Origin of the sequence: Streptomyces sp. Wb2n-11 (genome assembly GCF_001049855.1) — a bacterium.
Taxonomy (GTDB): domain Bacteria; phylum Actinomycetota; class Actinomycetes; order Streptomycetales; family Streptomycetaceae; genus Streptomyces; species Streptomyces altiplanensis.
Window position 1 is genome coordinate 3,452,780 of sequence record NZ_CVPB01000001.1, and the last position, 25,208, is coordinate 3,477,987.

Annotated in this window: 22 protein-coding genes and 1 pseudogene; 14 read left to right on the forward strand and 9 right to left on the reverse strand. The window is 71.0% G+C overall.

Annotated elements, in window-relative coordinates:
- Positions 1 to 60 precede the first annotated feature (60 nt).
- The 4 genes from BN1555_RS15680 to BN1555_RS15695 all read left to right on the forward strand — a co-directional run bounded on the left by BN1555_RS15680 (position 61) and on the right by BN1555_RS15695 (position 4,369).
- Positions 61 to 1,887 carry an acyl-CoA dehydrogenase gene (locus BN1555_RS15680; protein WP_093799971.1) on the forward strand — a complete coding sequence of 609 codons (1,827 nt, stop codon included), beginning with the start codon at positions 61 to 63 and terminating at the stop codon, positions 1,885 to 1,887.
- Between the two features lie 100 nt (positions 1,888 to 1,987).
- On the forward strand, positions 1,988 to 2,701 hold the full coding sequence (locus BN1555_RS15685) for a hypothetical protein (protein WP_093799972.1): 714 nt from the start codon (positions 1,988 to 1,990) through the stop codon (positions 2,699 to 2,701).
- A gap of 46 nt (positions 2,702 to 2,747) precedes the next feature.
- Complete coding sequence (locus BN1555_RS15690) at positions 2,748 to 4,043, forward strand: M18 family aminopeptidase (RefSeq protein WP_093799973.1); 1,296 nt, start codon at positions 2,748 to 2,750, stop codon at positions 4,041 to 4,043.
- A gap of 104 nt (positions 4,044 to 4,147) precedes the next feature.
- Positions 4,148 to 4,369, forward strand: coding sequence for a DUF6458 family protein (locus BN1555_RS15695; RefSeq protein ID WP_093799974.1), 222 nt, complete (start codon positions 4,148 to 4,150; stop codon positions 4,367 to 4,369).
- A gap of 84 nt (positions 4,370 to 4,453) precedes the next feature.
- On the opposite strand, the gene BN1555_RS15700 is transcribed toward BN1555_RS15695, so the two are convergent.
- Positions 4,454 to 6,274, reverse strand: a complete 1,821-nt coding sequence (locus BN1555_RS15700; protein WP_093799975.1) for an NHL domain-containing thioredoxin family protein — start codon at positions 6,272 to 6,274, stop codon at positions 4,454 to 4,456.
- Between the two features lie 517 nt (positions 6,275 to 6,791).
- Here BN1555_RS15700 and BN1555_RS15705 point away from each other — a divergent pair.
- Positions 6,792 to 7,286, forward strand: coding sequence for an LURP-one-related/scramblase family protein (locus BN1555_RS15705; RefSeq protein ID WP_093799976.1), 495 nt, complete (start codon positions 6,792 to 6,794; stop codon positions 7,284 to 7,286).
- Between the two features lie 31 nt (positions 7,287 to 7,317).
- Here BN1555_RS15705 and BN1555_RS15710 read toward each other — a convergent pair.
- A pseudogene (locus BN1555_RS15710) lies at positions 7,318 to 8,205 on the reverse strand (NAD(P)-dependent oxidoreductase).
- 133 nt (positions 8,206 to 8,338) lie between these two features.
- Between BN1555_RS15710 and BN1555_RS15715 the strand changes: the two are divergent.
- A complete protein-coding gene (locus BN1555_RS15715; RefSeq protein WP_093799977.1) occupies positions 8,339 to 8,668 on the forward strand; it encodes a winged helix-turn-helix transcriptional regulator in 330 nt (109 codons plus the stop codon).
- Between the two features lie 158 nt (positions 8,669 to 8,826).
- On the forward strand, positions 8,827 to 9,513 hold the full coding sequence (locus BN1555_RS15720) for a maltokinase N-terminal cap-like domain-containing protein (protein WP_093799978.1): 687 nt from the start codon (positions 8,827 to 8,829) through the stop codon (positions 9,511 to 9,513).
- 18 nt (positions 9,514 to 9,531) lie between these two features.
- Here the strand turns inward: BN1555_RS15720 and BN1555_RS15725 are convergent, their stop codons facing one another.
- Positions 9,532 to 10,317: a carbon-nitrogen family hydrolase gene (locus tag BN1555_RS15725; protein WP_093799979.1), complete on the reverse strand. Its 786-nt coding sequence runs from the start codon at positions 10,315 to 10,317 to the stop codon at positions 9,532 to 9,534.
- A gap of 158 nt (positions 10,318 to 10,475) precedes the next feature.
- Between BN1555_RS15725 and BN1555_RS15730 the strand changes: the two genes are divergently transcribed.
- Positions 10,476 to 11,300, forward strand: coding sequence for a maleylpyruvate isomerase family mycothiol-dependent enzyme (locus BN1555_RS15730; RefSeq protein ID WP_093799980.1), 825 nt, complete (start codon positions 10,476 to 10,478; stop codon positions 11,298 to 11,300).
- Positions 11,301 to 11,377: 77 nt separating this feature from the next.
- Here the strand turns inward: BN1555_RS15730 and BN1555_RS15735 are convergent, their stop codons facing one another.
- Positions 11,378 to 12,706, reverse strand: a complete 1,329-nt coding sequence (locus BN1555_RS15735) for an MFS transporter (RefSeq protein ID WP_093799981.1) — start codon at positions 12,704 to 12,706, stop codon at positions 11,378 to 11,380.
- Positions 12,703 to 13,383 carry a GntR family transcriptional regulator gene (locus tag BN1555_RS15740; RefSeq protein WP_093803425.1) on the reverse strand — a complete coding sequence of 227 codons (681 nt, stop codon included), beginning with the start codon at positions 13,381 to 13,383 and terminating at the stop codon, positions 12,703 to 12,705. Before BN1555_RS15740 ends, BN1555_RS15735 begins: the two co-directional genes overlap by 4 nt.
- A gap of 208 nt (positions 13,384 to 13,591) precedes the next feature.
- On the opposite strand from BN1555_RS15740, the gene BN1555_RS15745 reads away from it, so the two are divergent.
- Positions 13,592 to 14,515 (forward strand): BRO-N domain-containing protein, encoded by a 924-nt coding sequence (locus tag BN1555_RS15745; protein WP_093799982.1) that lies wholly within the window; start codon positions 13,592 to 13,594, stop codon positions 14,513 to 14,515.
- Between the two features lie 125 nt (positions 14,516 to 14,640).
- Positions 14,641 to 15,096, forward strand: coding sequence for a VOC family protein (locus tag BN1555_RS15750; protein ID WP_093799983.1), 456 nt, complete (start codon positions 14,641 to 14,643; stop codon positions 15,094 to 15,096).
- A gap of 120 nt (positions 15,097 to 15,216) precedes the next feature.
- Here BN1555_RS15750 and BN1555_RS15755 read toward each other — a convergent pair whose 3' ends face one another.
- Genes BN1555_RS15755 through pdhA form a run of 3 tightly spaced genes read right to left on the reverse strand, consistent with a single transcriptional unit; the run spans position 15,217 to position 18,835 of the window.
- Complete coding sequence (locus tag BN1555_RS15755) at positions 15,217 to 16,662, reverse strand: dihydrolipoamide acetyltransferase family protein (protein ID WP_093799984.1); 1,446 nt, start codon at positions 16,660 to 16,662, stop codon at positions 15,217 to 15,219.
- A gap of 14 nt (positions 16,663 to 16,676) precedes the next feature.
- Positions 16,677 to 17,675 (reverse strand): alpha-ketoacid dehydrogenase subunit beta, encoded by a 999-nt coding sequence (locus BN1555_RS15760; protein WP_093799985.1) that lies wholly within the window; start codon positions 17,673 to 17,675, stop codon positions 16,677 to 16,679.
- Between the two features lie 2 nt (positions 17,676 to 17,677).
- The gene (gene pdhA, locus BN1555_RS15765; RefSeq protein ID WP_093799986.1) at positions 17,678 to 18,835 is read right to left on the reverse strand and encodes a pyruvate dehydrogenase (acetyl-transferring) E1 component subunit alpha; all 1,158 of its coding nucleotides are present in this window, start codon (positions 18,833 to 18,835) and stop codon (positions 17,678 to 17,680) included.
- 325 nt (positions 18,836 to 19,160) lie between these two features.
- Between pdhA and BN1555_RS15770 the strand changes: the two genes are divergently transcribed.
- The 3 genes from BN1555_RS15770 (at position 19,161) to BN1555_RS15780 (ending at position 21,435) form a co-directional block, all read left to right on the forward strand.
- The gene (locus BN1555_RS15770; RefSeq protein ID WP_093799987.1) at positions 19,161 to 19,823 is read left to right on the forward strand and encodes a response regulator; all 663 of its coding nucleotides are present in this window, start codon (positions 19,161 to 19,163) and stop codon (positions 19,821 to 19,823) included.
- A gap of 127 nt (positions 19,824 to 19,950) precedes the next feature.
- Positions 19,951 to 20,397 carry a pyridoxamine 5'-phosphate oxidase family protein gene (locus BN1555_RS15775; RefSeq protein WP_093799988.1) on the forward strand — a complete coding sequence of 149 codons (447 nt, stop codon included), beginning with the start codon at positions 19,951 to 19,953 and terminating at the stop codon, positions 20,395 to 20,397.
- 15 nt (positions 20,398 to 20,412) lie between these two features.
- The gene (locus BN1555_RS15780; protein ID WP_093799989.1) at positions 20,413 to 21,435 is read left to right on the forward strand and encodes a phosphotransferase; all 1,023 of its coding nucleotides are present in this window, start codon (positions 20,413 to 20,415) and stop codon (positions 21,433 to 21,435) included.
- Between the two features lie 10 nt (positions 21,436 to 21,445).
- Here BN1555_RS15780 and BN1555_RS15785 read toward each other — a convergent pair whose 3' ends face one another.
- Positions 21,446 to 23,149 carry a protein kinase domain-containing protein gene (locus tag BN1555_RS15785; protein WP_093799990.1) on the reverse strand — a complete coding sequence of 568 codons (1,704 nt, stop codon included), beginning with the start codon at positions 23,147 to 23,149 and terminating at the stop codon, positions 21,446 to 21,448.
- A gap of 317 nt (positions 23,150 to 23,466) precedes the next feature.
- Here BN1555_RS15785 and BN1555_RS15790 point away from each other — a divergent pair, with 317 nt between their 5' ends.
- Entirely contained in the window at positions 23,467 to 25,149 is a 1,683-nt protein-coding gene (locus BN1555_RS15790; RefSeq protein ID WP_093799991.1) for a Stk1 family PASTA domain-containing Ser/Thr kinase, read from the forward strand.
- Positions 25,150 to 25,208: the final 59 nt, after the last annotated feature.

Genomic DNA, 25,208 nt, shown 5'->3' on the forward strand with positions numbered 1-25,208 from the left:
CTACTTGCCAGTAGTAGATGTACGAGGAATCTGCCTCCCGATCCTTACGGAGCCGTTGCCATGGGTCACTACAAGTCGAACCTCCGCGACATCGAGTTCAACCTCTTCGAGGTCCTCGGCCGCGACAAGCTGTACGGCACCGGCCCGTTCGCGGAGATGGACGTCGAGACCGCCAAGAGCATCCTGGACGAGATCGCCCGCCTCGCGGAGAACGACCTCGCCGCCTCCTTCGAGGACGCCGACCGCAACCCGCCGGTCTTCGACCCGGCCACCAACACCGCGCCCGTACCGGCGTCCTTCAAGAAGAGCTACCAGGCCTTCATGGACAGCGAGTACTGGCGCCTCGGCCTCCCCGAGGAGATCGGCGGCACCACCTCCCCCCGCTCGCTGATCTGGGCCTACGCGGAGCTGCTGCTCGGCGCCAACCCGGCGGTCTGGATGTACTCCTCGGGCCCGGCGTTCGCCGGCGTCCTCTTCGAGGAGGGCAACGAGGCACAGAAGAAGATCGCGCAGATAGCCGTCGACAAGCAGTGGGGCTCGACGATGGTCCTGACCGAGCCGGACGCCGGTTCGGACGTCGGCGCCGGCCGCACGAAGGCGGTCCGGCAGGAGGACGGCTCCTGGCACATCGAGGGCGTGAAGCGCTTCATCACGTCCGGCGAGCACGACATGTCGGAGAACATCCTCCACTACGTGCTCGCGCGGCCGGAGGGTGCGGGCCCCGGCACCAAGGGGCTCTCGCTCTTCCTCGTCCCGAAGTACGAGTTCGACTGGGAGACCGGCGAGCTGGGCGAGCGCAACGGCGTCTACGCCACCAACGTCGAGCACAAGATGGGCCTCAAGGCGTCCAACACGTGCGAGATGACCTTCGGCGACCAGCACCCCGCCAAGGGCTGGCTGATCGGCGACAAGCACGACGGCATCCGCCAGATGTTCATGATCATCGAGTTCGCCCGGATGATGGTCGGCACGAAGGCGATCGCGACGCTGTCGACCGGTTACCTCAACGCGCTGGAGTACGCCAAGGAGCGCGTCCAGGGCCCGGACCTCGCCGACTTCATGGACAAGACGGCGCCCAAGGTCACCATCACGCACCACCCCGACGTCCGCCGCTCGCTCATGACGCAGAAGGCGTACGCCGAGGGCATGCGCGCCCTGGTCCTGCACACCGCGTCCGTCCAGGACGAGATCACCGCCAGGGAAGCGGCGGGCGAGGACACCTCGGCGCTCGTCGCCATGAACGACCTGCTGCTGCCGATCGTCAAGGGCTACGGTTCCGAGAAGTCGTACGAGCAGCTGGCGCAGTCGCTCCAGACGTTCGGCGGCTCCGGGTACCTCCAGGAGTACCCGATCGAGCAGTACATCCGCGACGCGAAGATCGACACCCTGTACGAGGGCACGACCGCGATCCAGGGCCAGGACTACTTCTTCCGGAAGATCGTCCGCAACCAGGGCGCCGCGCTGAACTCGCTGGCCGAGGACATCAAGAAGTTCCTCGCCGTCGGCACCGGCGGCGAGGAGCTCGCCACGGCCCGCGACCACCTCGCCAAGGCGGCCGTGGACCTGGAGGCCATCGTCGGCACCATGCTGACGGACCTCGCGGGCACCGAGAAGGACGTCAAGTCGATCTACAAGGTCGGCCTGAACACCACCCGTCTGCTGATGGCCTCCGGTGACGTCGTGGTCGGCTACCTGCTGCTCCGGGGCGCGTCCGTGGCCGCCGAGAAGCTGCCGACCGCGTCCCCGAAGGACGTGCCGTTCTACACGGGCAAGATCGCGGCGGCGAAGTTCTTCGCCGCGAACGTCCTGCCGGGCGTCGGTGTCGAGCGCGCCCTGGCCGAGTCCGTCGACCAGTCCCTGATGGAGCTGGACGAGGCGGCCTTCTAGTCCGCCCGGTCCACTTCCCGAAACCCTCCGGCCACGGGCCGGGGCCGCTCCCCGGGGCGGTCCCGGCCCGTTGTCGGAGGCCCGTGCGACTCTGGACGGCATGAGTTCCATGGAATCCCGCAGGGGTGGCTACTCCGTCCCGGCCGGCCGGCCGTACGCGCTCAGTGAGCTGCGCGGAAAGCTCGGCTCCGTGGGCGACCAGATCGGCGAGCTGTACGAGGGCTCCCACCCGCTCGAGTACGAACCGGTCGCCGACACGCTGTACATCGCCTTCAAGACGGCCGCCGACCTCGCCCCCGCAAAGAGCTACACCGGCTGCGAGCTGCACCCCAACGGCGCCACCGACCCCGAGGCCCCCGCGGGCTGGGGCCGCTGCCTGCTCTGCAACGACCGCCGCCGCCGCGGCGAGCGCAGCGTCCCCGCCCCGGCCGAGCAGCGCCGCCTCGGCTACCCCGTGCCCGATCCGCCGTACACGCAGAGCCGGCTCAAGGGGTACGTCCAGGAGGTCAACGACCGCGCCTTCGCCGTCACCGTCTCCTCCTCCGCCGAGGAGTTCGTGGAGATCGCGGACACCCTGCACCGCGCCTTCATCGTGGCCCGCGAGCTCTCCCGGCCGCGCAACGCGTCGGGCTGCGCCGAGCACCCCGGCTCGCCCATCGACCCGACCGCGCCCCCCGGCGAGGGCTGTCTGTTCTGCGTCGGGCGGCGTCGGCAGGAGCAGCGGCCGGCCGGCGCCCCGCGGATGCTGCCGCAGGTGCGGCGCGGCGAACGCCGGACGATACAGCGGCGGTTCGAGCGGCCTCCGGGGCTCTGACACGGGCGGTACGGGCCCGCGTCCGCCCCTGGTTATGGTGAACCCCATGAGCGCACCCGCCCGCTTCGACCGCGGCCACACCGACGACCTGATGTCCTTCCTGGCAGCCAGCCCGACGCCGTACCACGCGGTGGCGAACGCCGCAGAGCGACTGGACAAGGCCGGGTTCCGGCAGGTCGCGGAGACCGAGGCCTGGGACGCGACGACCGGCGGGAAGTACGTGCTGCGCGGCGGAGCGATCATCGCCTGGTACGTACCGGAGGACGCACAGGCGAGCACGCCGTTCCGGATCATCGGCGGGCACACCGACTCCCCGCACCTGCACGTGAAGCCGCTGCCCGACATGGGCGCGGAGGGCTGGCGGCAGATCGCCGTCGAGATCTACGGCGGGACGCTCCTCAACACCTGGCTCGACCGGGACCTGGGCATCGCCGGACGGCTGACGCTGCGCGACGGCTCGCACCGGCTGGTCAACATCGACCGGGCGCTGCTGCGCGTGCCGCAGCTGGCCGTGCACCTGGACCGGTCGGTGAACACCGACGGCCTCAAGCTCGACAAGCAGCGGCACATGCAGCCGATCTGGGGCCTCGGGGACGTGAACGAAGGGGACCTCATCCGGTTCCTGGAGGAGGAAGAGGGCCTGGCCCGGGGCGAGGTCGCCGGCTGGGACCTCATGGCCCACAGCATCGACCCGCCGTCCTACCTCGGCCGTGACCGCGAGCTGGTGGCCGGGCCGCGCATGGACAACCTGATCTCCGTGCACGCGGGGGTCGCGGCGCTGGTGGCCGTCAGCGGGTCGGACGGCCCGCTCCCGTCCATTCCGGTGCTCGCCGCCTTCGACCACGAGGAGAACGGGTCGCAGTCCGACACCGGCGCCGACGGGCCGCTGCTGGGCAACGTGCTGGAGCGTTCGGTGTTCGCGCGCGGCGGCAGCTACGACGACAGGGCGCGCGCCTTCGCCGGCACGGTCTGCCTGTCGTCCGACACCGGGCACGCCGTGCACCCCAACTACCGCGAGCGCCACGACCCGACGCACCACCCGCGCGTCAACGGCGGACCGATCCTCAAGGTCAACGTCAACATGCGGTACGCGACGGACGGCAGCGGCCAGGCCGTGTTCGCGGCGGCGTGCGAGAAGGCCGGAGTGCCCTGGCAGAACTTCGTGTCGAACAACGCGATGCCGTGCGGCACGACGATCGGCCCGATCACCGCCGCCCGGCACGGGATCCGGACCGTCGACATCGGCGTCGCGATCCTGTCGATGCACAGTGCGCGCGAGCTGTGCGGGGCGGACGACCCGTACCTGCTGGCGAACGCGGTGACGGCGTTCCTGGAAGGCTGACCCTCCCGAATCCCGAAGCCTGCTTGCACGCTTGCCCGTTGAAGGGCCGGGTACCCGAAAGACGTACACCGGCCCAACAGCCGGGCCTACAGGGAGGCAGACTCATGGGACTGGGAGGATTCATTCTCCTCATCGCGGGCGGGGCGATACTCGCCTTCGCCACCGACTGGGAGATGGAGAGCGTCAACCTCGACCTTGTCGGGATCATCATGATGCTCGTCGGAATCATCGGGGTCGCGGTCTACGCCAGCGTCGCCAGGCGCCGTCGCATGATCGTACCGCCCACCACCACCGTCGTGTCCGACGACCGGCACCACAACCCCTGACGCCCGGCGACGGCCGACCGGCGCAGCCGGGCCCGGACAGCGCACGCCGGGCCCGGACGGCCGGGCCCGGACGGCGCCTGCTGCTCAGCCGTCCATGCCGGCGAGCACGAGCGGCAGCCGGGGCGTTCCTTCCGCGCTCACGCGGACGGGCACACCCCAGTCCTGCTGGTGGACATGGCACGCCGGGTACTCGTTGGCGGGGTCGTCGTCGCAGGATGCGGCCATCGCCGAGACGTGCAGCACCCCCTCGGTGACCTCCGGGTTCAGCTCCAGCTCACGGCTCAGGTCGGTCCCGGCGCCCTCGCCCCCGGCCAGCAGCTCCGGCGGGGTCGAGGAGACCAGCAGCCGCGTCGAGGGCCCGTACCGCGTGTCCAGCTTCTGTCCGCTCGGCGCCTGGAAGACGACGTCCAACCGAAGCTTCCCCGGCGCCACTTCGGTCGCCGCGCGCTGCGTGCGGTGGGCGACGGACTCGACACGGACCGCCTCGTCGGGCAGGCGCAGCCGGGTCAGCCGGTGGCGGGCGGACTCGACGACGACGATGTCGTCACCGACGAGCACGGCGTCACTCGGCTCCCTCAAGTCCGTTGCCAGGGTGGTCACTTCACCACTCGCCGGGTCGTAGCGCCGCAGCGCGTGGTTGTACGTGTCGCTGACCGCCACCGATCCGTCGGGCAGCGCCGTCACCCCGATCGGGTGCTGGAGCAGCGCCTGCCCCGCCGCACCGTCGCGGTGCCCGAAGTCGAAGAGCCCGGTCCCGACGGCGGTGTGCACCACCAGTTCGCTGTCGACGTACCGCAGCGCGCTCGTCTCCGAGTCCGCCACCCACAGCCGCTCGCCGTCCGCCGAGACCGCGAGCCCGGACGGCTGAGCGAACCACGCCTCGGCGGCGGGCCCGTCCACCAGCCCCTCGTTGGTCGTCCCGGCCTCGGCCCGCACGGTCCCGGCCTCGGGGTCGTACGTCCACAGCTGGTGCACACCGGCCATGGCGATCCACACCTTGCCCTGCCACCAGGCCACGTCCCACGGCGAGGACAGGTCGACCTCGCGGGCGGGCCCGGAGACCGGGGACCCCTGCCACCACTGCTTCCCGGTGCCGGCGAGAACCTCGACGGCACCGCTCGCCGGGTCGTACGCACGCAGCTGGTGGTGGACGGTGTCGGCCACGACGACCCGCCCGTCGGGCAGCAGCGCGAGCCCCTGCGGCTCCTTGAACCCGCCGTCCCCACCGCCGTCGCCGACGCGCCGTACGACGGTCTCGCCGTCCGCTTCGAGCTCGACGAGCTGGTGGCGGGTGGTGTCCGAGACCAGGAAGTGCCCCGTGCCGGGCAGCAGCAGCGCCTTGCCCGGGAAACGCAGGTCGGTCGCGACCGGCTCGGGCGCGATGTACGGCCCGTCCCCGCGCCGCAGCGTCCCCTTCGCCTCGTGCGCGGCCTCCAGCTCCTCGACGAGCCTCTCGATGGCGTGCGCGTGGCCCTCGCCGGCGTGCTGCGCGACGACGTACCCCTCGGGGTCGATGACGACGAGCGTCGGCCAGGCCCGTACGGCGTACTGCTTCCACGTCGCGAGCTCGGGGTCGTCGAGGACCGGGTGGTGCACGCCGTATCGCTCGACGGCGTCGACGACGGCCTGGTGCTCGGCCTCGTGCACGAACTTCGGCGAGTGGACCCCGATGATCACCACCGTGTCCCGGTGCTTCTCCTCCAGCTCCCGCAGCTCGTCCAAAACATGCAGGCAGTTCACACAGCAGAAGGTCCAGAAATCAAGGATGACAATGCGTCCTCGCAGGTCGGAGAGGGTCAGGTCTTTCCCACCCGTGTTCAGCCAGCCGCCCTTGCCGATCAGCTCGGGGGCACGGACACGGGCACGGCGGGGCGCGGGGGTGGGCGCCGGGGCGGCATCGTTCATGCTTCAAGCTTGCCATCCGGCTCATGAACACCCGGTCACGGCCGTGGGACGCGGATGACCTCCTCCGCCGGGACGAGCCGCTTCCTGCCTCCCAGCCCTCTGGCCAGAGAAACGCCACTGCCCGTTTACGGCGCTCACCCGGCGGGTCGGCAGGCTCCCCGTAGCCGGTCGGATCCCGCATCCGTTGGAACGCCCCCACGGCGTCCACCACAGGGGGAGCACTGCATGCCCGATGAGCGGTTACGGGCCGCCACGCCGTCCGGCGGATGGGCACACGCGCCCTTGGCGCACGCAACAGGCGTCGATCCGGAGTCCTTCGGACGTCGGGCGTCGGGTCGATCCGGACCGTAGGCCTCGTCGGACAACCGCTCCCAGGGCCGCACGACTGCTCGGGGAGGACGTTCACGCGCTCCGGGCCGGCGCCGAGGCAGCCCCGGGCGGCTGACCGCTGCCGCATTCGGGTCGTCGGGCAAGTACGTCTGGTGCGAGGTCGCCGCCACGGGGTAGCCCTGACCGCATGAAGTACCTCGTACGCGACAAGATCTTCAGCATCGGCGACGACTACTGGATCGAGGACGAGCACGGCCACCACGCCTTCCTCGTCGACGGCAAGGCGCTGCGGCTGCGCGACACCCTGGAGATCAAGGATCCGGGCGGCCGGGTGCTGGTCACGCTGCGCGAGAAGGCGCTCAGCATCCGGGACGCGATGACCGTCGAGCGGGACGGGCAGACGCTCGCGACCGTACGCAGGAAGCGGCTGTCGCTGCTGCGCAACCACTACCGCGTCACCCTGGCCGAGGGGACCGAGCTGGACGTCAGCGGCCGGGTGCTCGACCGGGAGTTCTCGGTCGAGCACGACGGCGAGCTGCTGGCCCGCATCTCCCGGAAGTGGTTCCGGGTCCGCGACACGTACGCCGTCGACGTCGTACGGGACGACGCCGACACGGCGCTGCTGATCGCGGTCGCGGTGTGCGTGATCCGGATGGCGGAGAAGGAGCGCGAGGACGGCTGACCGCCGGGGGACGGCCGGGGCGCCGGGCCGGTCAGTTCCGTTCCGGCTTCCTGAGCAGCTCGGTCAGCGACGAGGTGCTGTGGTCACGATGGCCTTCGGCGACCGCCCGCCGCACCAGATCGTTCATGGGGGCGAGCCAGGAGGTGTCGATGCCCACCTCCTCCCCCATCTCCTCGTCGTGGCCGATCCCGTCGTGGAAGACGCCGACGGAGGAAGCGGGATCGGTGTAGTCGCCGGTGTCGATCTCCTCCGCCAGGGCCGGCAGGACGGAGCCGGTCATCTCCGGCCACTCGACGGTGTACGGCACCAGCGTGCTCGCCCGCAGGCCGCGCGCCGTGACGGGAGCGGCGCCCTGGAAGAAGCCGAGGAGGGCCGGCAGCAGGGTGCCGCCCGCCGCCGACTCGTACAGGGCGGCGAGGTCCGCCTCGGTGCCCAGGTGGACGGTGCCGCCGCCCAGCACCCGCAGCGTCTCCGCGTGGTCGTCGAAGGTGCCCCTGTCGCCGCTGTAGTACAGGAGCGCGTCCGGTTTCCCCACGGCCGAGGGGACGTTCTTCACCGCCCCGTCGAGGAACCGGGCGCCGCGCCCGGCCGCCCGGGCGGCCATCCGACGGACCCCGGCCGGGGTTCCGCTGTTCAGGGTGACCAGCGTGCGTCCGGCCGGCGCGTCGCCCGCCGGTTACAGGCTCCGGAGTGTGGCGTCGTACGTGGACAGACAGGCGACGGTCAGCGGGCTCGCGGCGACCGCTTCCCCGATCGCCTCCGCGTGCGCGGCGCCCTTGGCGACGAGCGGCGCGGCCTTCTCGGGGCTGCGGTTCCAGACGGTCGTCGGGTGTCCGGCCTCGATGAACGCCTCGGCCAGTGCCCTGCCCATCGGGCCCAGCCCGACGACGGTCACGGGTGTGCGGTGGTTCGCAGTCATGTTTCGCTCCAGCCCCTCGGCGGTCGGACGGATCGTTCGGCAGCTGCGAAACCCATGCCGGTGCTTTACTGACACACCATCACGTACCTACATTTTTATCGGGTACCCACATTTTTGTCGGTAGGGAGTGGTGATGAAGCAGCGGTCCTACACATGCGGACTCGACGCCGCCATCGACGTCATGGGAGGCAAGTGGAAGGGACTGATCCTGTTCGCGATCCACGAAGGGCCCCTGCGCTTCGGGGAGCTGAGGCGGGCGGTGCCCGGCATCAGCGAACGGATGCTGATCCTCCGGCTCCGCGAGATGGAGGCCAGCGGCCTGGTCCACCGCGAGGTCTACCACCAGGTCCCGCCGAAGGTGGAGTACTCGCTGACCGAGTTCGGCCAGTCGCTCAACACGGCACTCAGGCCGCTCGGCGAGTGGGGCGAGACGCACATGGAGCGCATCGAGGCCATCCCCTGAGCCGGCCTTCCGATGTCCTGCCCCACGACACCGCCGAGCCCTGTCCCGTGGATCTTGTCTCGCCGAACCGCACATTCGGCGTCGCACAGATGCGAAGGTGTAGGGCTCACATCTGCTCAACGGAATCCAACGGAGCTCAACGGAGGAGAATCTTCGACATGGCCGTCATCCACCACACCACCCTGAAGCCGACCAAACTGGAATTGCTCGCCTCCTGGCTCCCCTCCCGCCCTTGGTACTGCGGCGGCGCCGCCGAGCCGGAGTTGGCCAAGGCCGGCGGCTTCCGGCTGGACGATCCGCAGGGTGAGGTCGGCATCGAGTTCATCGTGGCCGCCGACACCTCCGGCGCCCGCCCGGTCACCTATCTGGCGCCGCTCACCTATCGCGGTGCCCCGCTCGGCGGAGCGGACCACGCCCTCATCGGCACCATGGAGCACGGGGTGCTGGGACGGCGCTGGGTCTACGACGGCTGCCACGACCCGGTGCTGGTCGCCCAGTTGCTGGCCCTGATCGAGGGGCGGGTCCAGGCACAGGACCAAAGCGCCAGCGACACCCTCGACCGGGAGGTCACTCGCTCATACACCGGTGACGCCCCCCTCCGCACGGACTTCACCGGCACTGCCACCGACGACCGAGAGGGCACCGGGCTGCCCGTCCCGCAGGGCACGACCCTCCGCTTGCACCGGGTCCTGCGGCCCGCCCCGGACGGCCCGTCTCTCCTTCCGCAGGAGGCGACCGGTCACGTCGCCGGTTCCTGGCACCTGCCGGACGGCACCCGGGGCCGGGGGCTGTTCGCCGTTCTGCACGTCGCCCACGGGTCCAGCGGTGCCTCCCCGGCCGGGTGACCCGTTGATCACCAGCGCCTAGCGCAGCCGCCGGTCCTTCAGGGCCGGGAACTGGTCGCGGGTCTTCGCCACTCCGGCCGGGTCCAGGTCGACCGTGAGCACTTCCTCCGCCGGTCCCGCCTCCGCCAGCACCTCGCCCCACGGGTCGACGACGATGCTGTGCCCCGCCTGCTCCACCCCCGCGTGGGTGCCGGCGGTGCCGCAGGCCAGGACGTACGCCTGGTTCTCGACGGCGCGGGCACGGGCCAGCAGCGTCCAGTGGTCGCGGCGCCGGGCGGGCCAGCCGGCCGGAACGACGAACGCCTGCGCCCCGGCGTCGACGAGGCCGCGGAAGAGTTCGGGGAAGCGCAGGTCGTAACAGGTGCCGAGGCCGAAGGTCAGGCCCGCGGCCCGCACCGTCACGAGCTCCTCGCCCGCGCCCATCAGCACGGCCTCGCCCTTGTCGAAGCCGAAGCGGTGGATCTTGCGGTACGCACGGACGAGCTCGCCGTCGGGGGAGAAGACCAGCGAGGTGTTGTAGAGGGGCCCCTCTGGGTCGCGCTCGACGATCGATCCGGCGTGCAGCCACACCCCGGCACCGGCCGCCGCCTCCGCCATCACCTGGTACGTCGGGCCCTCCAGGAGCTCCGCCTCGGCGACGAAGGATCCGTACGCGAAGGCCCCGGTCGGCCACAGTTCGGGAAGGACCACCAGATCCGCGCCGTGCCGCTCGCGCTGCTCACGCACGAGCGAAGCCGCGCGCAGCCGACGAGAATTAACCGATTCGTCCGGGTCCACTGCAATCTGGATGAGGGAGGCGCGCACACTACCACCGTCCTGGCATTCGAGCCGTCAACACGGGCCTACGATCGTCACACCAAAGCACTGCCAGGGTGCCACGGGGCAGCGTAACTTAGCGTGCAAGCCTCCCACAGAGCCCAGACCAGCCCGCGCCACCGCCACTGAACCGCACGAGGGGTCCCGTGACCGTCCATCCCAGCCTCCAGCCCTACGCCGAAGCATGGACTCACTCCATCGAAGCGATATCCGAGCTGGTGACACCGCTCGTCGAGGGCGAGTGGAACCGTCGCACACCGTGCCCCGGCTGGTCGGTGCGCGACATCGTCTCGCACGTCATCGGCATGGAGTGCGAGATGCTCGGCGACCCCCGGCCGATCCACTCGCTGCCGCGCGACCTGTACCACGTGACGTCGGAGTTCGCCCGGTACATGGAGATGCAGGTCGACGTGCGGCGCCACCACACCGCGCCGGAGATGACCTCCGAGCTCGAATACACGATCATCCGCCGCGCCCGTCAGCTCCGCAACGAGACGCGCTCCCCCGACACCATGGTGCGCGCCCCGCTCGGCGCCGAGCAGACCCTGGAACTGGCCATGCGGATGCGGGCCTTCGACACCTGGGTGCACGAGCAGGACCTGCGCACGGCGCTCGGCCGGCCCGGCAACCTCGACTCCCCCGGCGCGCTCGTCACCCGCGACGTCCTCGTCCAGGGCCTGCCGAAGGTCGTCGCGAAGGGGGCGGACGCGCCCGCCGGCTCCGCGGTCGTCTTCGACGTGCACGGTCCGGTCGAGTTCATGCGCACGGTCCGCGTGAACGCGGAGGGCCGCGGCACTGTGGACGGCACGCCCTCGCTGGGCCCGCTCGCGACGATCGTCCTGGACTGGGAGACGTACGTGCGCCTGGCCTGCGGCCGGGTCCGCCACGGTGTGGTCGCCGACCGCGTCAAGGTCGAGGGCGACGAGGAGCTGGCGGACGCGATCCTGCGCAACTTCGCCGTCACGCCGTAAGGCCGTCGCCCCGTAGGGCCGTCACACCGTAGGAACGTCACGCCGGCACGCCGTGAAGCGGCCGCCTTCCGGCCCCCTCAGACCGGGACGTGCACCGCCTCGACACGGCTGGCGACCAGGTGGTCCCGCTCCCGGCGGGCCGTGCGCTTGCGCAGGCGCAGGATCTGCACGACCCCGGCCGCCTCCAGCACGAAGACCGAGGCGAACGCGATCCGGTAGTTGTCCCCGGTGGCGTCGAGCAGCACGCCCACCGCGAGCAGCGTCGTCATCGAGGCGACGAAGCCGCCCATGTTGACGATCCCGGACGCGGTGCCCTGGCGCTCCGGCGGGTTGGCGGGCCGGGCGAAGTCGAAGCCGATCATCGAGGCGGGACCGCAGGCACCGAGCACCGCGCACAACGTGATCAGCAGCCACATCGGGGCGTGGTCGCCCGGGTGCGCGAGGGTCGCCGCCCACAGCAGGGCGGTCGCCCCGACAGTGCCGAGGGCGAGCGGCGCACGGGCCGCGCCGTGGCGGGCGATGAGCTGCCCGTACACCAGGCCGAGCGCCATGTTGGACAGCACGACGAGCGTCAGCAGTTCACCCGCCGTCCCGCGCGAGAGCCCCTGCGCCTCGACGAGGAACGGCAGCCCCCACAGCAGCAGGAACACCATCGCCGGGAACTGCGTCGTGAAGTGCACCCACATCCCGAGCCGCGTCCCGGGCTCGCGCCACGAGGCGGCGATCTGCTTGCGGACGTAGGCCGCGCCCGCGTGCCCGGCGGGTGCCGGCTCGTGCCCCTCGGGGTGGTCCTTGAGGAACAGCAGCAGGAGTACGAGCACGAGCACCCCGGCGAGCGAGCTGCCCGCGAAGGTGGTGGTCCAGCCGACGCCGTGCAGCATGCGCGCGACGACGAGCGTGGACATGAGGTTGCCCGCCATCCCGCAGAGCGCGGCGACCTGCGCGATGAGCGGCCCGCGGCGGGCCGGGAACCAGCGGGCGCCGAGCCGCAGGACGGCGATGAAGGTCATCGCGTCGCCGCAGCCGAGGAGGGCGCGGGCGGCGAGGGCCGTGCCGTACGAGGGGGAGAGGGCGAAGCCGAGCTGCCCGAGGGTGAACAGGACGACGCCCAGGGTCAGGACCTTCTTGGTCCCGAGGCGGTCGACCATGAGGCCGACGGGTATCTGCATGCCCGCGTACACGAGGAGCTGGAGGATCGAGAACGTCGACAGCGCGGACGCGTTGACGTCGAACCGGTCGGCGGCGTCGAGCCCCGCGACCCCCAGGCTCGTACGGAAGATGACGGCGACGAAGTAGACGGCGACGCCGATGCCCCAGACGGCGGCGGCGCGCCGGCCGCCGGGCGGATCGCCGGGCAGGGAGGAGGCGGGAGCGGCGGGGCCGGGTGGAACCGGGGGAACCCTCACCGGTCCTCACCCCGGACCAGCACCTTGACCCGGCCGACGTGGCGGCGTACGCACTGCGCGGCGCCTTCCACGTCCCCCGCCCTGATGGCTTCGAGCATCTCGGCGTGCTCGGTGATGTTCTTGGCCACGCGGTCGGGGTGCGCCTCCATGATGGTGACGCCCATGCGCAGTTGACGGTCGCGGAGCTGGTCGTAGAGGCGGGAGAGGATCTGGTTCCCGGCGTGGCGGACGATCTCGGCGTGGAAGCAGCGGTCGCTGGCGGCGACTTCGGCGAGGTCGCCCTCCAGGGCGCGCTGCTTCTGCTCCTCCAGCAGCTCTTCGAGCCGGGCGACGAGGGCGGGGGGCGCGGGTACGGCCCGGCGCACCGCGAACTCCTCGACCAGCAGCCGGGTCTCGACGACGTCCGAGATCTCCTGGGCGGAGACGGCGAGGACCAGGGCGCCCTTCTTCGGGTACAGCTTGATGAGCCCCTCGACCTCCAGCCGCAGCAGCGCTTCCCGCACGGGCGTCCTGGACACGCCGACGGCGTCGGCGAGATCGCCCTCGGTGAGGAGGGTGCCGCCCTCGTAATGGCGGTCGAGCACACCCTTCTTGATGTGGGTGTAGACGCGCTCGGCAGCGGGGGGCTGCTTGCCGGGGGCGGCGGGGCGGGCGGGAATCGAAGGCGCGGCAGGCATGCGCACAGCATAGATACAACAGGGGTGCAACAGAAGCCGGCGTCCGCATCCCGGGACAAAAGGCGACCACCCGACAGCGTTCGTTATACGGGCACTGGTGATCATCCGCAGGGAAATGCTCCTCGTCCACCCGCACTTGTGAACATTCACGATTCGACTGGCATATCCGATTCGCGCCGTTCTACGTTCCGCCCTGGAGGTGGTCCGAATGAACGAACACGGCATGCCGCCGCGGCACGAGGCGATCGACATCGGCGACTTCGCCTACGGCGCGACCGGGGCACGGCTCCGGAGGCTGACGATGCCCGACGGAAGCCACTGGTTCCCGGCGTCCGACGTCTGCAGGAAACTCGGGTACACCAGGCCCGGGAAGGCTCTCCTCGATCACGTCCCGGAAGAACACCGCGAGCGCCTGGAGACGCTGACCAGAAGTCACGGTCTCGGCGTCCCCGCAGGCAGAGAGTGGCGCCGGGACCTTCAGCTCATTGATCTGCAAGGGCTCGTCCTCCTCGTCATCGGCTGTACGAAACCCGCCTGCACACCGTTCAGGGAATGGGTCGCCGAGGTGGTCCTGTCCGCCCAGCGGTACGGCTCCTACGCCCTCCCCGAAGCCGAAGTGCAGCCGTCGGACCCGACGGCCCCCGCGGCCTACGCCATGCCGGCGCGGATCGCCGACGCCATCGTCCGGAGCGAGGAACGGAACCTCCGGTCGGACGAGGAATTCGCAGCCGTACAACGCGAGTCGTTTGCCGCGCAGCACGCGTCCTTTGTCGCGCATCAGGCGACCGCGCCCGCCATGGAGCGGATCGCGGACCGGCTCGACGTGCTGCTCACCGACCGCACCGCGCCGCCGGCCGTCCGGCACCCGCGCCTCACCGCCGAGGCGGTGCTGGCCGGCTGGAAGGCGCGCATGTCGGTGACGGGGGACGTGTGGGCCGTGGCCGTCACCATCGCCCCCGCACTGGCCCAGGACGGTGAGCTCCGGCAGTCGCTCGAATCCATCGCGGAGCGGACGGGGCTGCCGGTGCCCCGCGTCGACGAGTGCCTGAGGCTCATGCGCGAGCACGCGTGCATCCGCCCTGCGGACGGCACGGAGGAGGGGCCGCCGGTCTACGTCCTGCACCGGCCGTAGGTCCGCCTGCGCCGGCCGTAGATCCGCCTGCGCCGGCCGCGGGTCCGCCCGGTCCGGCGCAGGCGCAGCGGTCCGGGGTGCCGGGAGTTCCCGCCGCTGACAGACCCGTCTGGGACGCTCGGCCCATGGAGACAACGCTGCAAGTGACGGTCGACTGCGCGGACCCGCGGAGGCTGGTGGCCTTCTGGTGCGAAGCGCTGGGTTACGTGCCGGAGCCCCCGCCGGGCGGGCACTCCACGTGGCGGGCGTACTGGGCCGACATGGGCGTGGCCGAGGAGGAGTTGGCCGACGGGGCCGGCGAGAGTCCCGAGTCGATCGTCGACCCGGCGGGGCGGGGGCCACGGGTGTGGTTCCAGCAGGTTCCGGAAGCCAAGAGCGTCAAGAACCGGGTGCACCTCGACGTGAAGGTGAGCGGCGGGCGCGGTGTTCCGCTCGACGTCCGGACCCGGCGCGTCACCGACACGGTGAGACGGCTGACCGGCGCCGGTGCGACGGTGTTCCGGGTCCTGGACCGGCCCGACATGGAGTTCTACGCCGTCGTCCTCCAGGACCCCGAGGGCAACGAGTTCTGCGTCGGCTGAGCCCGGGAACAGCCGGGCCGGGCCCCGCCGTACGGCGGGGCCCGGCCCGGGCGAAAACGTCCCGGAGGAAGCGTCCGGAAGGAAGCGTCCGGAAGGAAGCGTCCGGGGGAAAACGGATGCCTAGGCCCAGGTGATCAGGCGCTTCGGCTGCTCCAGTACGGCCGCCACGTCCGCCAGGACCCGGGATCCCAGCTCGCCGTCGACCAGGCGGTGGTCGAAGGAGAGGGCGAGGGTGGTCACCTGACGGGGCTTCACCTTGCCCTTGTGGACCCACGGCTGGAGCTTGATCGCGCCGACCGCGAGGATCGCGGACTCGCCCGGGTTGAGGATCGGCGTACCGGTGTCGACACCGAAGACGCCGACGTTGGTGATGGTCACCGTGCCGCCCTGCATCGCCGCCGGGGGCGTCTTGCCCTCGCGGGCCGTGGAGACCAGCTCGCCGAGCGCGGAGGCGAGTTCGGGCAGGGTCTTCGCCTGGGCGTCCTTGATGTTCGGGACGATCAGGCCGCGCGGGGTGGCCGCCGCGATGCCCAGGTTCACGTACTCCTTGCGCACGATCTCCTGGTTCGCCTCGTCCCAGGCCGCGTTGACGTCCGGATTGCGCTTGATCGCGACCAGGAACGCCTTGGCGATCAGGAGGAGCGGGTTGACCCGCAGGCCCGCCATGTCCTTGTCGGACTTCAGCTCCTCGACGAGCTTCATCGTGCGCGTGATGTCGAAGGTGATGAACTCCGTGACGTGCGGCGCGGTGAACGCGCTGTTCACCATGGCCGAGGCGATGGCCTTCCGTACGCCCTTGATGGGGGTACGGGTCTCCCGGGCGCCGGCGGTGGCCGGCCCCGGAGCCGCAGCCGTCTCCGGCGCGGACACCGGCTCGGGCTCCGCCCGCTGTGCCGCCTGCTCCTGCTCCGGTCGTACCGGAGCCGGGACCGCCGCGCGGACGTCCTCGCGGGTGACGATCCCGTCGGGGCCGGTCGGCGTGACCGTGGCCAGGTCGATGCCCAGGTCCTTGGCGAGCTTGCGGACCGGGGGCTTGGCCAGCGGGCGGGACTCCGGCGCCGCCGTGGCGCCGGAACCGTGCCCGTTGAGCTCCGCCTGGACGGCGGCGGCCGCCGCCGTCTCCGCCGGGGCCGCCACGCCCCTGCGCGGGCGGCGCTTCGTGGAGGCCTCGGACACGCCGTAGCCGACGAGCACCGGCTGGCGGGCCGCGGGCTTGGTCTCCTCGGGCCGGTCCGCCTCGGGCACGGGCTCCGCCACCGGGGCCGGAGCGGCGGCGGGCGTGTCCGACCCCGGCGCCACGTCCACCGTGATGATCACCTGGCCGACATCGACCGTCACGCCCTCGTCGAAGCGCAGCTCGTGCACCACGCCGTCGTACGGGATGGGGAGTTCCACGGCGGCCTTCGCCGTCTCGACCTCGCACACCACCTGGCCGTCGGTGACCGGGTCGCCCGGCCGGACGTACCACTTGAGGATCTCGGCCTCGGTGAGTCCCTCGCCCACGTCGGGCATCTTGAACTCGCGGAAGCGCTGGGAGGTACGGGGAGTCTGGGAAGTCTCAGTCATCGTCACGGCTCTCCTCAGTACGCAAGCGAGCGGTCGACGGCGTCGAGTACCCGGTCGAGTCCCGGCAAGTACTCCTCCTCCAGGCGCGCCGGCGGGTACGGCGAGTGGAAGCCGCCCACCCTCAGCACCGGCGCCTCCAGGTGGTAGAAGCACCGCTCCGTCATGCGGGCGGCGATCTCCGCGCCCGAGCCGTAGAAGACCGGGGCCTCGTGGACCACGACCAGGCGGCCGGTCTTCTCGACCGACGTCTGGACCGTGTCGAAGTCGATCGGGGACATCGACCGCAGGTCGATGACTTCGAGGGACTGGCCCTCCTCGGCCGCCGCCGCTGCCGCCTCCACGCAGACCTTCACCATCGGGCCGTACGCCGCGAGCGTCAGGTCGGTGCCCTCACGCACGACGCGCGCCGTGTGGAGCGGGCCGGGAATGGCCTCGACGTCGACCTCGCTCTTGTCCCAGTAGCGCCGCTTCGGCTCGAAGAAGATCACCGGGTCGTCGCTCTGGATGGCCTGCTGCATCATCCAGTACGCGTCCGACGAGTTGGACGGCGAGACCACCTTCAGACCGGCGACGTGCGCGAACAGCGCTTCCGGGGACTCGCTGTGGTGCTCGACCGCGCCGATGCCGCCGCCGTACGGGATGCGGATGACGACCGGCATCTTGATCGTGCCGAGCGAGCGCGCGTGCATCTTCGCGAGCTGCGTGACGATCTGGTCGTACGCCGGGAAGACGAACCCGTCGAACTGGATCTCCACGACCGGGCGGTAGCCGCGCAGCGCGAGGCCGATCGCCGTGCCGACGATGCCGGACTCGGCGAGCGGGGTGTCGATGACCCGCTCCTCGCCGAAGTCCTTCTGGAGCCCGTCGGTGACCCGGAAGACGCCGCCGAGCTTCCCGACGTCCTCGCCCATGATCAGGACCTTGGGGTCGGTTTCGAGGGCCTTGCGCAGCGACTCGTTGATCGCCTTCGCGAGGGGGAGTTTCTGGACGGACTGGACAGACTGAACGGACATGCTTACTTGCCCTCCCCTGACTCGGCCGCGAAGGACGCCTGGTAGGCGGCGAACTGCGCGCGCTCCTCGTCCACGAGGGCGTGGCCGTCCGCGTAGACGTTCTCGAAGATCGCCAGCTGGTCCGGGTCGGGCATGGCGCGCACCGCCTCGCGGACCCGCTTGCCGAGGCTCTCGCTCTCGGTCTCCAGCGCCTCGAAGAAGGCCGCGCCGGCGAGGCCCTCCTTCTCCAGGTACGTGCGCAGGCGCAGGATCGGGTCCTTCGCCTCCCACGCCTCGCGCTCCTCGTCGGCCCGGTACTTCGTCGGGTCGTCGGAGGTGGTGTGCGCGCCCATGCGGTACGTGAACGCCTCGACCAGCGTCGGCCCCTCGCCCCGCCGCGCGCGCTCCAGCGCGTCGCGGGTCACGGCCAGGCAGGCGAGGACGTCGTTGCCGTCGACCCTCACGCCCGGGAAGCCGAAGCCCTGCGCGCGCTGGTAGAGCGGGACGCGGGTCTGGCGCTCGGTGGGCTCGGAGATCGCCCACTGGTTGTTCTGGCAGAAGAAGACGACCGGGGCGTTGTAGACCGCCGAGAAGGTGAACGATTCGGCGACGTCGCCCTGGCTGGACGCGCCGTCGCCGAAGTACGCGATGACCGCGGAGTCCGCGCCGTCCTTGGCGACACCCATCGCGTAACCGGTCGCGTGCAGCGTCTGCGAGCCGATGACGATCGTGTACAGATGGAAATTGTTGGTGCTGGGATCCCAGCCACCGTGGTTCACGCCACGGAACATTCCCAGCAGGTTCGTCGGATCGACACCTCGGCACCAGGCGACGCCGTGCTCGCGGTACGTCGGAAAGACGTAGTCGTCGTCACGCAGCGCGCGGGCCGAGCCGATCTGGGCGGCCTCCTGGCCGAGCAGCGAGGCCCACAGGCCCAGCTCGCCCTGGCGCTGGAGCGCGGTGGCCTCGGCGTCGAAGCGGCGGGTCAGGACCATGTCCCGGTACAGGCCGAGCAGTTCGTCCGGGGTGAGGTCGATCGCGTAGTCCGGGTGCTCGACGCGCTCGCCCCCGGGGGTGAGCAGCTGTACGAGCTCCGGCTCGGATCGCTGGGGTTTCTTGGCGCTGACGCGCTTGGTGCTGCTGCGTCGCGGCTTACGCGCGGCAGTGCTCTCCACGGTCACGTGCGTGCTCCTCCGTCTGTCCGGCCCCCGGGGTCTGCCGGTGACCAGTGCGGCTCACCTGCTCGCGTCCTCGTGCACGGGGTGGGTGCGACTCGGCCGGGAACAGGTGTGACAGGTGCCCCGGCGAAACGCCTGCCACAGGCACGTTACCCAGTGGGCCGCATAACTGCGAAACCCCACTTGACCTGCGATTTTGCTTGGATATCCAAGTAAATCGCAGAATTCGGGAACAACCACTGGTCAGAGCCTTGCAGTCCGCCGGAACAACGGCACGTTATCCCGGCGACCTACGACACGGGAAGAGTTCGTGTGTGAGGATGACGGCGTGCGCGAAGATGGAAAAATCACCGTATTTCTAGTCGACGACCACGAGGTGGTCCGGCGCGGCGTCCACGAACTGCTCACCGTCGAGGACGACATCGAGGTGGTCGGTGAGGCCGGCACAGCCGCAGAGTCCCTGGTCAGGATCGTTGCGACCCGTCCCGACGTGGCGGTTCTCGACGTACGGCTGCCCGACGGAAGCGGCGTGGAGGTCTGCCGCGAAGTCCGCTCGCAGAACGAGGACATCAAATGCCTGATGCTCACCTCGTTCTCCGACGACGAGGCACTTTTCGACGCGATCATGGCCGGTGCCTCCGGATACGTGCTCAAGGCGATCCGCGGCAACGAGCTGCTGGCGGCCGTGCGCGACGTGGCGGCGGGCAAGTCGCTGCTGGACCCGGTGGCGACCGCCCGCGTCCTGGAGCGGCTGCGTTCGGGCAGCGCCACCAAGGACGACAGCCGGCTCGCGCGCCTCACCGAGCAGGAACGCAGGATCCTCGACCTGATCGGCGAGGGCCTGACCAACCGGGTCATCGGCGAGCGGCTGCACCTCGCGGAGAAGACCATCAAGAACTACGTCTCCAGCCTGCTCTCCAAGCTGGGCATGGAGCGCCGCTCGCAGGCCGCCGCGTATGTGGCGCGCAAGCAGGCGGAGGAGAAGCGCTAGCCGACCCCCGCTTTCCGGGCCCCAAGTTCCGGGACCCGGCTTCCGGCTTCCAGGGCCCGGCATCCGGGTTCGATTCGGGACTTCCGTCCCTTTTACGGGCCCCTGCCGGTGGCCGACAGTGAAGGGCATGTCCACCGAGCCCGCCCAGCCCGCCGAGGATCCACGCGCCGTCGAGCTCCTCCGCCGCGTCCCCTACGGCCGAGTCGTCACGAGCATGCGGGCCCTGCCCTTCCTCGCCGTCGCACGTCACATCGTCGTGCGCGGATGCGTGCTGCTGCGCATGCACGCGGGCTTCAACCACCACCAGGCCTGCCACGGCAGCGTGGTCGCGTACGGCGCGGACAACTTCAGCTCCGGCCCCGGCGCCGGCGACGCCACCCTGTGGTCCGTCCAGCTCACCGGCACCGCCGAGCTGTTCGAGCCGACCACCGACGAGCTGGAGCTCTTCGGCCGCGGCCCCCACTACGTCAACGGCGAGCCCTTCGATCCCGTCCACATGCGCATCGAACCGCAGTTCACCACCGTGCACACCCTGGACCGCACCCCCGAGCGACATGACGAGTACGCTCTGTGATCTAACATCTGGCGGGTGTCACGCTCATCTGTACCCGCACCTTCGCCGCCCGTCGGCCCCCTGCTGCGCCACTACCGCGACCCGGGCGAGCCGCTCTCCTGCGAGCCCGTGGCCCAGGGCCTGCTCAACCACGGCTACCGCCTCGTGACCACCCGCGGCGACTACTTCCTCAAGCACCACCTGGACGGCGACCGCGACACGATCAGACGCCAGCACCGCGCCACCCGCCACCTCCAGGCGTTCGGCGTCCCCGTCGCCCCGCCCGTCGAGGACACCCACGGCGGCACGGTCACGGTGATCGGCGGCCGCTGCTACGCCCTGCACCCGTGGATCGACGGCCGGCACCGGGACGGCGCCCAGCTCACGACGGCGGAGTCCCGGCGGCTCGGAGCGCTCCTGGGGCTCGTGCACACCTGCCTCGACCGGGTGATGGAGGAGACCGCACGGCGTACGCACGGCTGCGCCGACTGCGCCGACCCCGCCGACACCTTCGCCCTGATCGACGAGCTGCTGACGCTCGCGCGCGGGCGGCGGCCCCGCGACGCCTTCGACGTACTGGCGGAACACCGCCTCCTGGAGCGGCGGGTCCTCCTGGAGCGGCACGCCCACCGACGGCCCCCGCCGGTCGCCGAGCCCGCCACCGGATGGGTGCACGGCGACTTCCATCCGCTGAACCTGCTCTACCGGGGCGCCGAGCCCGCCGCGATCGTCGACTGGGACCGCCTCGCGGTGCAGCCGCGCGCGGAGGAGGCGGTACGGGCCGCGGCGATCTTCTTCGTGCGGCCGGACGGGGAGCTGGAGCTGGCGAAGGTACGGGCGTACGCGGCGGCGTACCGGCGGGCGGCCGGGGCCGGTGCGGACGAGCTGGCCGCCGCGGTGCACCGGGTGTGGTGGGAGCGGCTCAACGACTTCTGGATACTGCGCTGGCGCTACCAGCTGAACGACCGAAGGGCCGACCCGCAGTTTCCTGCGGTGTCGGCCCTGGCGGTGTGGTGGACGAGGGAGTACGAGGCGGTGCGCGAGGCGTTCGCCGGATGAGGGGCCCGGATCAGGGGGTGGCGGCTCCGCCGGCCGCGTCCGTACCGCCGATGTCCGTGCCGCCCGCGTCCGTGCCGCCCGCGTCCGTACCACCGGCGTCCGTACCGCCGGCGTCGGTGCCGCCGGCGTCGGTGCCACCGGTGCCCGTACCGCCCGTGTCCGTGCCGCCGGTGCCCGTACCACCCGTGTCCGTACCACCCGTGTCCGTACCACCCGTGTCCGTGCCACCCGTGTCGGTACCGCCGGTGTCCGTGCCACCGTCCGTCGTCGTGCCCGGGGCGGTGCCCGTCGCCGACGGCGTGCTGCTGGGCATGCGCGACGGCGTACTGCTCGGGGGGTACTTCGGGTACTTGTTGGACGGGGTCCGGCCCGGCTGCTGACCGCCGGTGGAGGCGCCCGGGTCGGTGTCGTCGGGCGAGGACGCGTCGTCCGAGGGCTTCGTCGTCTTCTCGTCCGACTTGGTCGGGGTGGAGGAGACCGACGGGTTCTTGTCCTTCTGCTCCGTGCCGCCGCCGTTGTCGTCCGTCCGGTTCATCGCGAAGGCGACACCCGCCGCGATCGCGATGACCGCGAGCACCGCGAAGATCCACATCTTGCCGCGGCCGCTCCCGCCGCCGCCGTGCCCGCCGTCGTACGCCCCGTCGTGCGGGTTCATCGGCGGGAGTATCGCGCCGCCCACCTGCATCTGCGAGGTGTCGCCGTGGTTCGGGTGGCCCATCGCGGTCGTCGCGTAGGCGCCCCCGGCGGGGGTGTGGCCGCCCTCGTGCATCTCGACGGGGCCGGTGTTCCAGGTGCCGGTGTGGCTGCCCTGCTCCTGGAGCATCGACAGGCCGTACTGGATGAGCCCGCGCATCTCCTCCGCGCTCTGGAACCGGTCGTCCGGGTCCTTCGCGAGGGAACGCATGACGAGCCCGTCCAGCTCGGGCGGTGCCACGTCCGAGATCTCGGACGGCGGCACGGGGATGTCCTGGACGTGCTGGTAGACCACCGAGAGGGGGGTCTCGCCGGTGAAGGGGGGCCGCAGCGCGAGCAGCTCGTAGAGCAGGCAGCCCGTCGCGTACAGGTCGCTGCGGTGGTCGACGGCCTTGCCCAGCGCCTGCTCCGGGGAGAGGTACTGGGGCGTGCCCATGACCATGCCGGTCTGCGTCATCGTCGACTGCACGCCGTGCAGGGCGCGGGCGATGCCGAAGTCCATGACCTTGACCGCGCCGCTGTGCGTGATGATCACGTTCGCGGGCTTGATGTCGCGGTGCACGATGCCGTGCTGGTGGCTGTACGCAAGCGCTTCGAGCACGCCGGAGACGATGATCAGCGCCTGCTCGGGGCCGGGGGCCTCCGCGTTCTGGAGCAGCTCGCGGATCGTACGGCCCTCGACGAGCTCCATCACGATGTAGGGGACGACGCTTCCGCCGACCTGGTCCTCGCCGGAGTCGTACACGGCGACCACGGCGTGGTGGTTCAGGCCGGCGACCGACTGTGCCTCACGCGTGAACCGCGCCTTGGAGGTGGGGTCCTCCGCAAGATCGGAGCGGAGCAGCTTCACCGCCACGGTACGGCCGAGCCGTACGTCCTCGGCGGCGAACACTTCCGCCATGCCGCCGCGGCCGAGGCGGTGCGTCAGCCGGTAGCGGCCATCGCCGACCAATCCGCCCATACCCCATGATTCCGGGGCGTCCGACACTCCGCCGCCGCTTCCCTCGGGTTCGGGTGCCATCAGTCCTCGCCGTCGTTTCTGTCCGCGTCGCGTTCGCGGTGGTCCTCAGGGGCCTCAAGGTTCTCCGCCACGTCACGCTACAGCCTCCGCGCAGCGCGCCGGTCCGGGACGGACCGGCCATCAAACCCGTTGCCGATGTACCCATGCAAATTCCAGCCACCTGCCGGACTCTCGTCGGTCTCTCGCCGGGCCCCCCGCTGTAACGCTTGCGCGACGCTTGTGGCGCGTACGGTCACGGAACGGGCACCGCGCTTGACGTGTCAGTGCCCTGGGGCAGACTTGGCCCGTAAATCTTGCGCTGAGGGGGAAGCACGGTAATGAGCCAGGACGGCGGACAGGGCCGCTACGCGGGCGGCTCGGTCGCGGGCGGGCGGTACCAGCTGCGCGACCTGCTCGGAGAAGGCGGCATGGCGTCGGTGTACCTCGCGTACGACTCCGCGCTGGACCGCCAGGTGGCCATCAAGACACTGCACACGGAACTGGGGCGCGAACAGTCGTTCCGCGAACGGTTCCGGCGCGAGGCGCAGGCGGTCGCCAAGCTCTCCCACCCCAACATCGTCTCGGTCTTCGACACCGGCGAGGACCAGCTCGACGGCGCGCTGATGCCGTACATCGTCATGGAGTACGTCGAGGGGCAGCCGCTCGGCTCCGTGCTCCGCGCGGACATCGAGCGGTACGGCGCCATGCCAGCCGACAAGGCGCTCAAGATCACGGCGGATGTGCTGGCCGCGCTGGACACCAGTCACGAGATGGGCCTGGTCCACCGCGACATCAAGCCCGGCAACGTGATGATGAACAAGCGCAATGTGGTCAAGGTCATGGACTTCGGCATCGCGCGCGCCATGCAGTCCGGCGTCACGTCGATGACGCAGACCGGCATGGTCGTCGGTACGCCGCAGTACCTGTCGCCCGAGCAGGCGCTGGGGCGCGGCGTCGACGCGCGCTCCGACCTGTACTCGGTCGGCATCATGCTGTTCCAGCTGGTGACGGGCCGGCTGCCGTTCGACGCGGACTCGCCGCTCGCCATCGCGTACGCACACGTCCAGGAGGAGCCGGTGACTCCTTCGTCGATCAACCGGTCGATCCCGCCGGCGGTCGACGCACTCGTCGCGCGGGCGCTGAAGAAGAACCCGAACGAGCGGTTTCCCAGCGCGGCCGCGATGCGCGACGAGTGCGCGCGGGTGTCGGGGTCGGGCCAGACGGGTGCCGCGCCGGTGATCATCGGTGGCGGTCCGGCGGCGCAGAGCGGGTCCGGGGTCGGGTCGGCGGTCTTCCCGCCGGTCGAGCAGACGGGTTACCCGCAGAGCGGCAGCGTGCAGACGCCGTACCAGCCGGGTCCGGCGTCGTACGGGCCGCCGACGCCCGCTCCGGCCCCCGCTCAGCAGGGATACGGGTACCCGGCGCAGACGGCGCACCCCACGCCCGCCCCCTCGCCGTACGCGACGCACGGGATGCAGCACGGCGGCCACGGCATGCAGGGCGGGCAGACCCCGCCGCCGTACACGATGTCGCCCCGGACGGCACAGGGCCCGGGCGGCGGGAACGGCGGCGGCAACCGGAACATGCCGGTGGTCGTGGGATCGGTCGTGGTCGCGCTGCTGGCCATCGGCGGCCTGGTCACGGCGCTCTCGCTCAGGGACGACTCGAACGGCGGGAACGAGGGCGGCGACGACCCCACCCGGAGCGAGGCGGTGACCAAGCCCGGCTACAAGGGCCCGGACCGCTCCAGGACCATGAAGACCACCGACTGCTCGCCCGGCAGGGAGTCGATGTCGGACCCGGAGAAGGTCGTGGTGCCGAGCTTCCTCTACAAGGACATCCGCTCGGTCAAGCTGTGCCTGAACGCGGCGGGGTGGAAGCTCAAGGAGACCAGGGTCGACGACCCCACCTGGGGCGAGGACACGGTGGTCAACCAGTACCCCAAGCGTGACGCCGACATCGACCCCGAGGACTTCACGATCGAGCTGGAAGTCGCCACCGGCAACCCGCCCTCGGACTAGACCGGACGGCCGAGCGGTCCGGTTCGGACGTACGGAAGGGGCCCCTGCGCGTATAACAC

What these genes read in the sequence shown, in the direction of transcription:
- BN1555_RS15715 (WP_093799977.1), top strand. Translation starts at nt 8,339, where the DNA reads ATGAAGCAGCGGTCCTACACATGCGGACTCGACGCCGCCATCGACGTC.
- BN1555_RS15775 (WP_093799988.1), top strand. Translation starts at nt 19,951, where the DNA reads ATGTCCACCGAGCCCGCCCAGCCCGCCGAGGATCCACGCGCCGTCGAG.
- BN1555_RS15690 (WP_093799973.1), top strand. Translation starts at nt 2,748, where the DNA reads ATGAGCGCACCCGCCCGCTTCGACCGCGGCCACACCGACGACCTGATG.
- BN1555_RS15750 (WP_093799983.1), top strand. Translation starts at nt 14,641, where the DNA reads ATGGAGACAACGCTGCAAGTGACGGTCGACTGCGCGGACCCGCGGAGG.
- BN1555_RS15740 (WP_093803425.1), bottom strand. Translation starts at nt 13,383, where the DNA reads ATGCCTGCCGCGCCTTCGATTCCCGCCCGCCCCGCCGCCCCCGGCAAG.
- BN1555_RS15700 (WP_093799975.1), bottom strand. Translation starts at nt 6,274, where the DNA reads ATGAACGATGCCGCCCCGGCGCCCACCCCCGCGCCCCGCCGTGCCCGT.
- BN1555_RS15680 (WP_093799971.1), top strand. Translation starts at nt 61, where the DNA reads ATGGGTCACTACAAGTCGAACCTCCGCGACATCGAGTTCAACCTCTTC.
- BN1555_RS15685 (WP_093799972.1), top strand. Translation starts at nt 1,988, where the DNA reads ATGAGTTCCATGGAATCCCGCAGGGGTGGCTACTCCGTCCCGGCCGGC.
- BN1555_RS15720 (WP_093799978.1), top strand. Translation starts at nt 8,827, where the DNA reads ATGGCCGTCATCCACCACACCACCCTGAAGCCGACCAAACTGGAATTG.
- BN1555_RS15705 (WP_093799976.1), top strand. Translation starts at nt 6,792, where the DNA reads ATGAAGTACCTCGTACGCGACAAGATCTTCAGCATCGGCGACGACTAC.
- BN1555_RS15760 (WP_093799985.1), bottom strand. Translation starts at nt 17,675, where the DNA reads ATGTCCGTTCAGTCTGTCCAGTCCGTCCAGAAACTCCCCCTCGCGAAG.
- BN1555_RS15695 (WP_093799974.1), top strand. Translation starts at nt 4,148, where the DNA reads ATGGGACTGGGAGGATTCATTCTCCTCATCGCGGGCGGGGCGATACTC.
- BN1555_RS15785 (WP_093799990.1), bottom strand. Translation starts at nt 23,149, where the DNA reads ATGGCACCCGAACCCGAGGGAAGCGGCGGCGGAGTGTCGGACGCCCCG.
- BN1555_RS15745 (WP_093799982.1), top strand. Translation starts at nt 13,592, where the DNA reads ATGAACGAACACGGCATGCCGCCGCGGCACGAGGCGATCGACATCGGC.
- BN1555_RS15790 (WP_093799991.1), top strand. Translation starts at nt 23,467, where the DNA reads ATGAGCCAGGACGGCGGACAGGGCCGCTACGCGGGCGGCTCGGTCGCG.
- BN1555_RS15755 (WP_093799984.1), bottom strand. Translation starts at nt 16,662, where the DNA reads ATGACTGAGACTTCCCAGACTCCCCGTACCTCCCAGCGCTTCCGCGAG.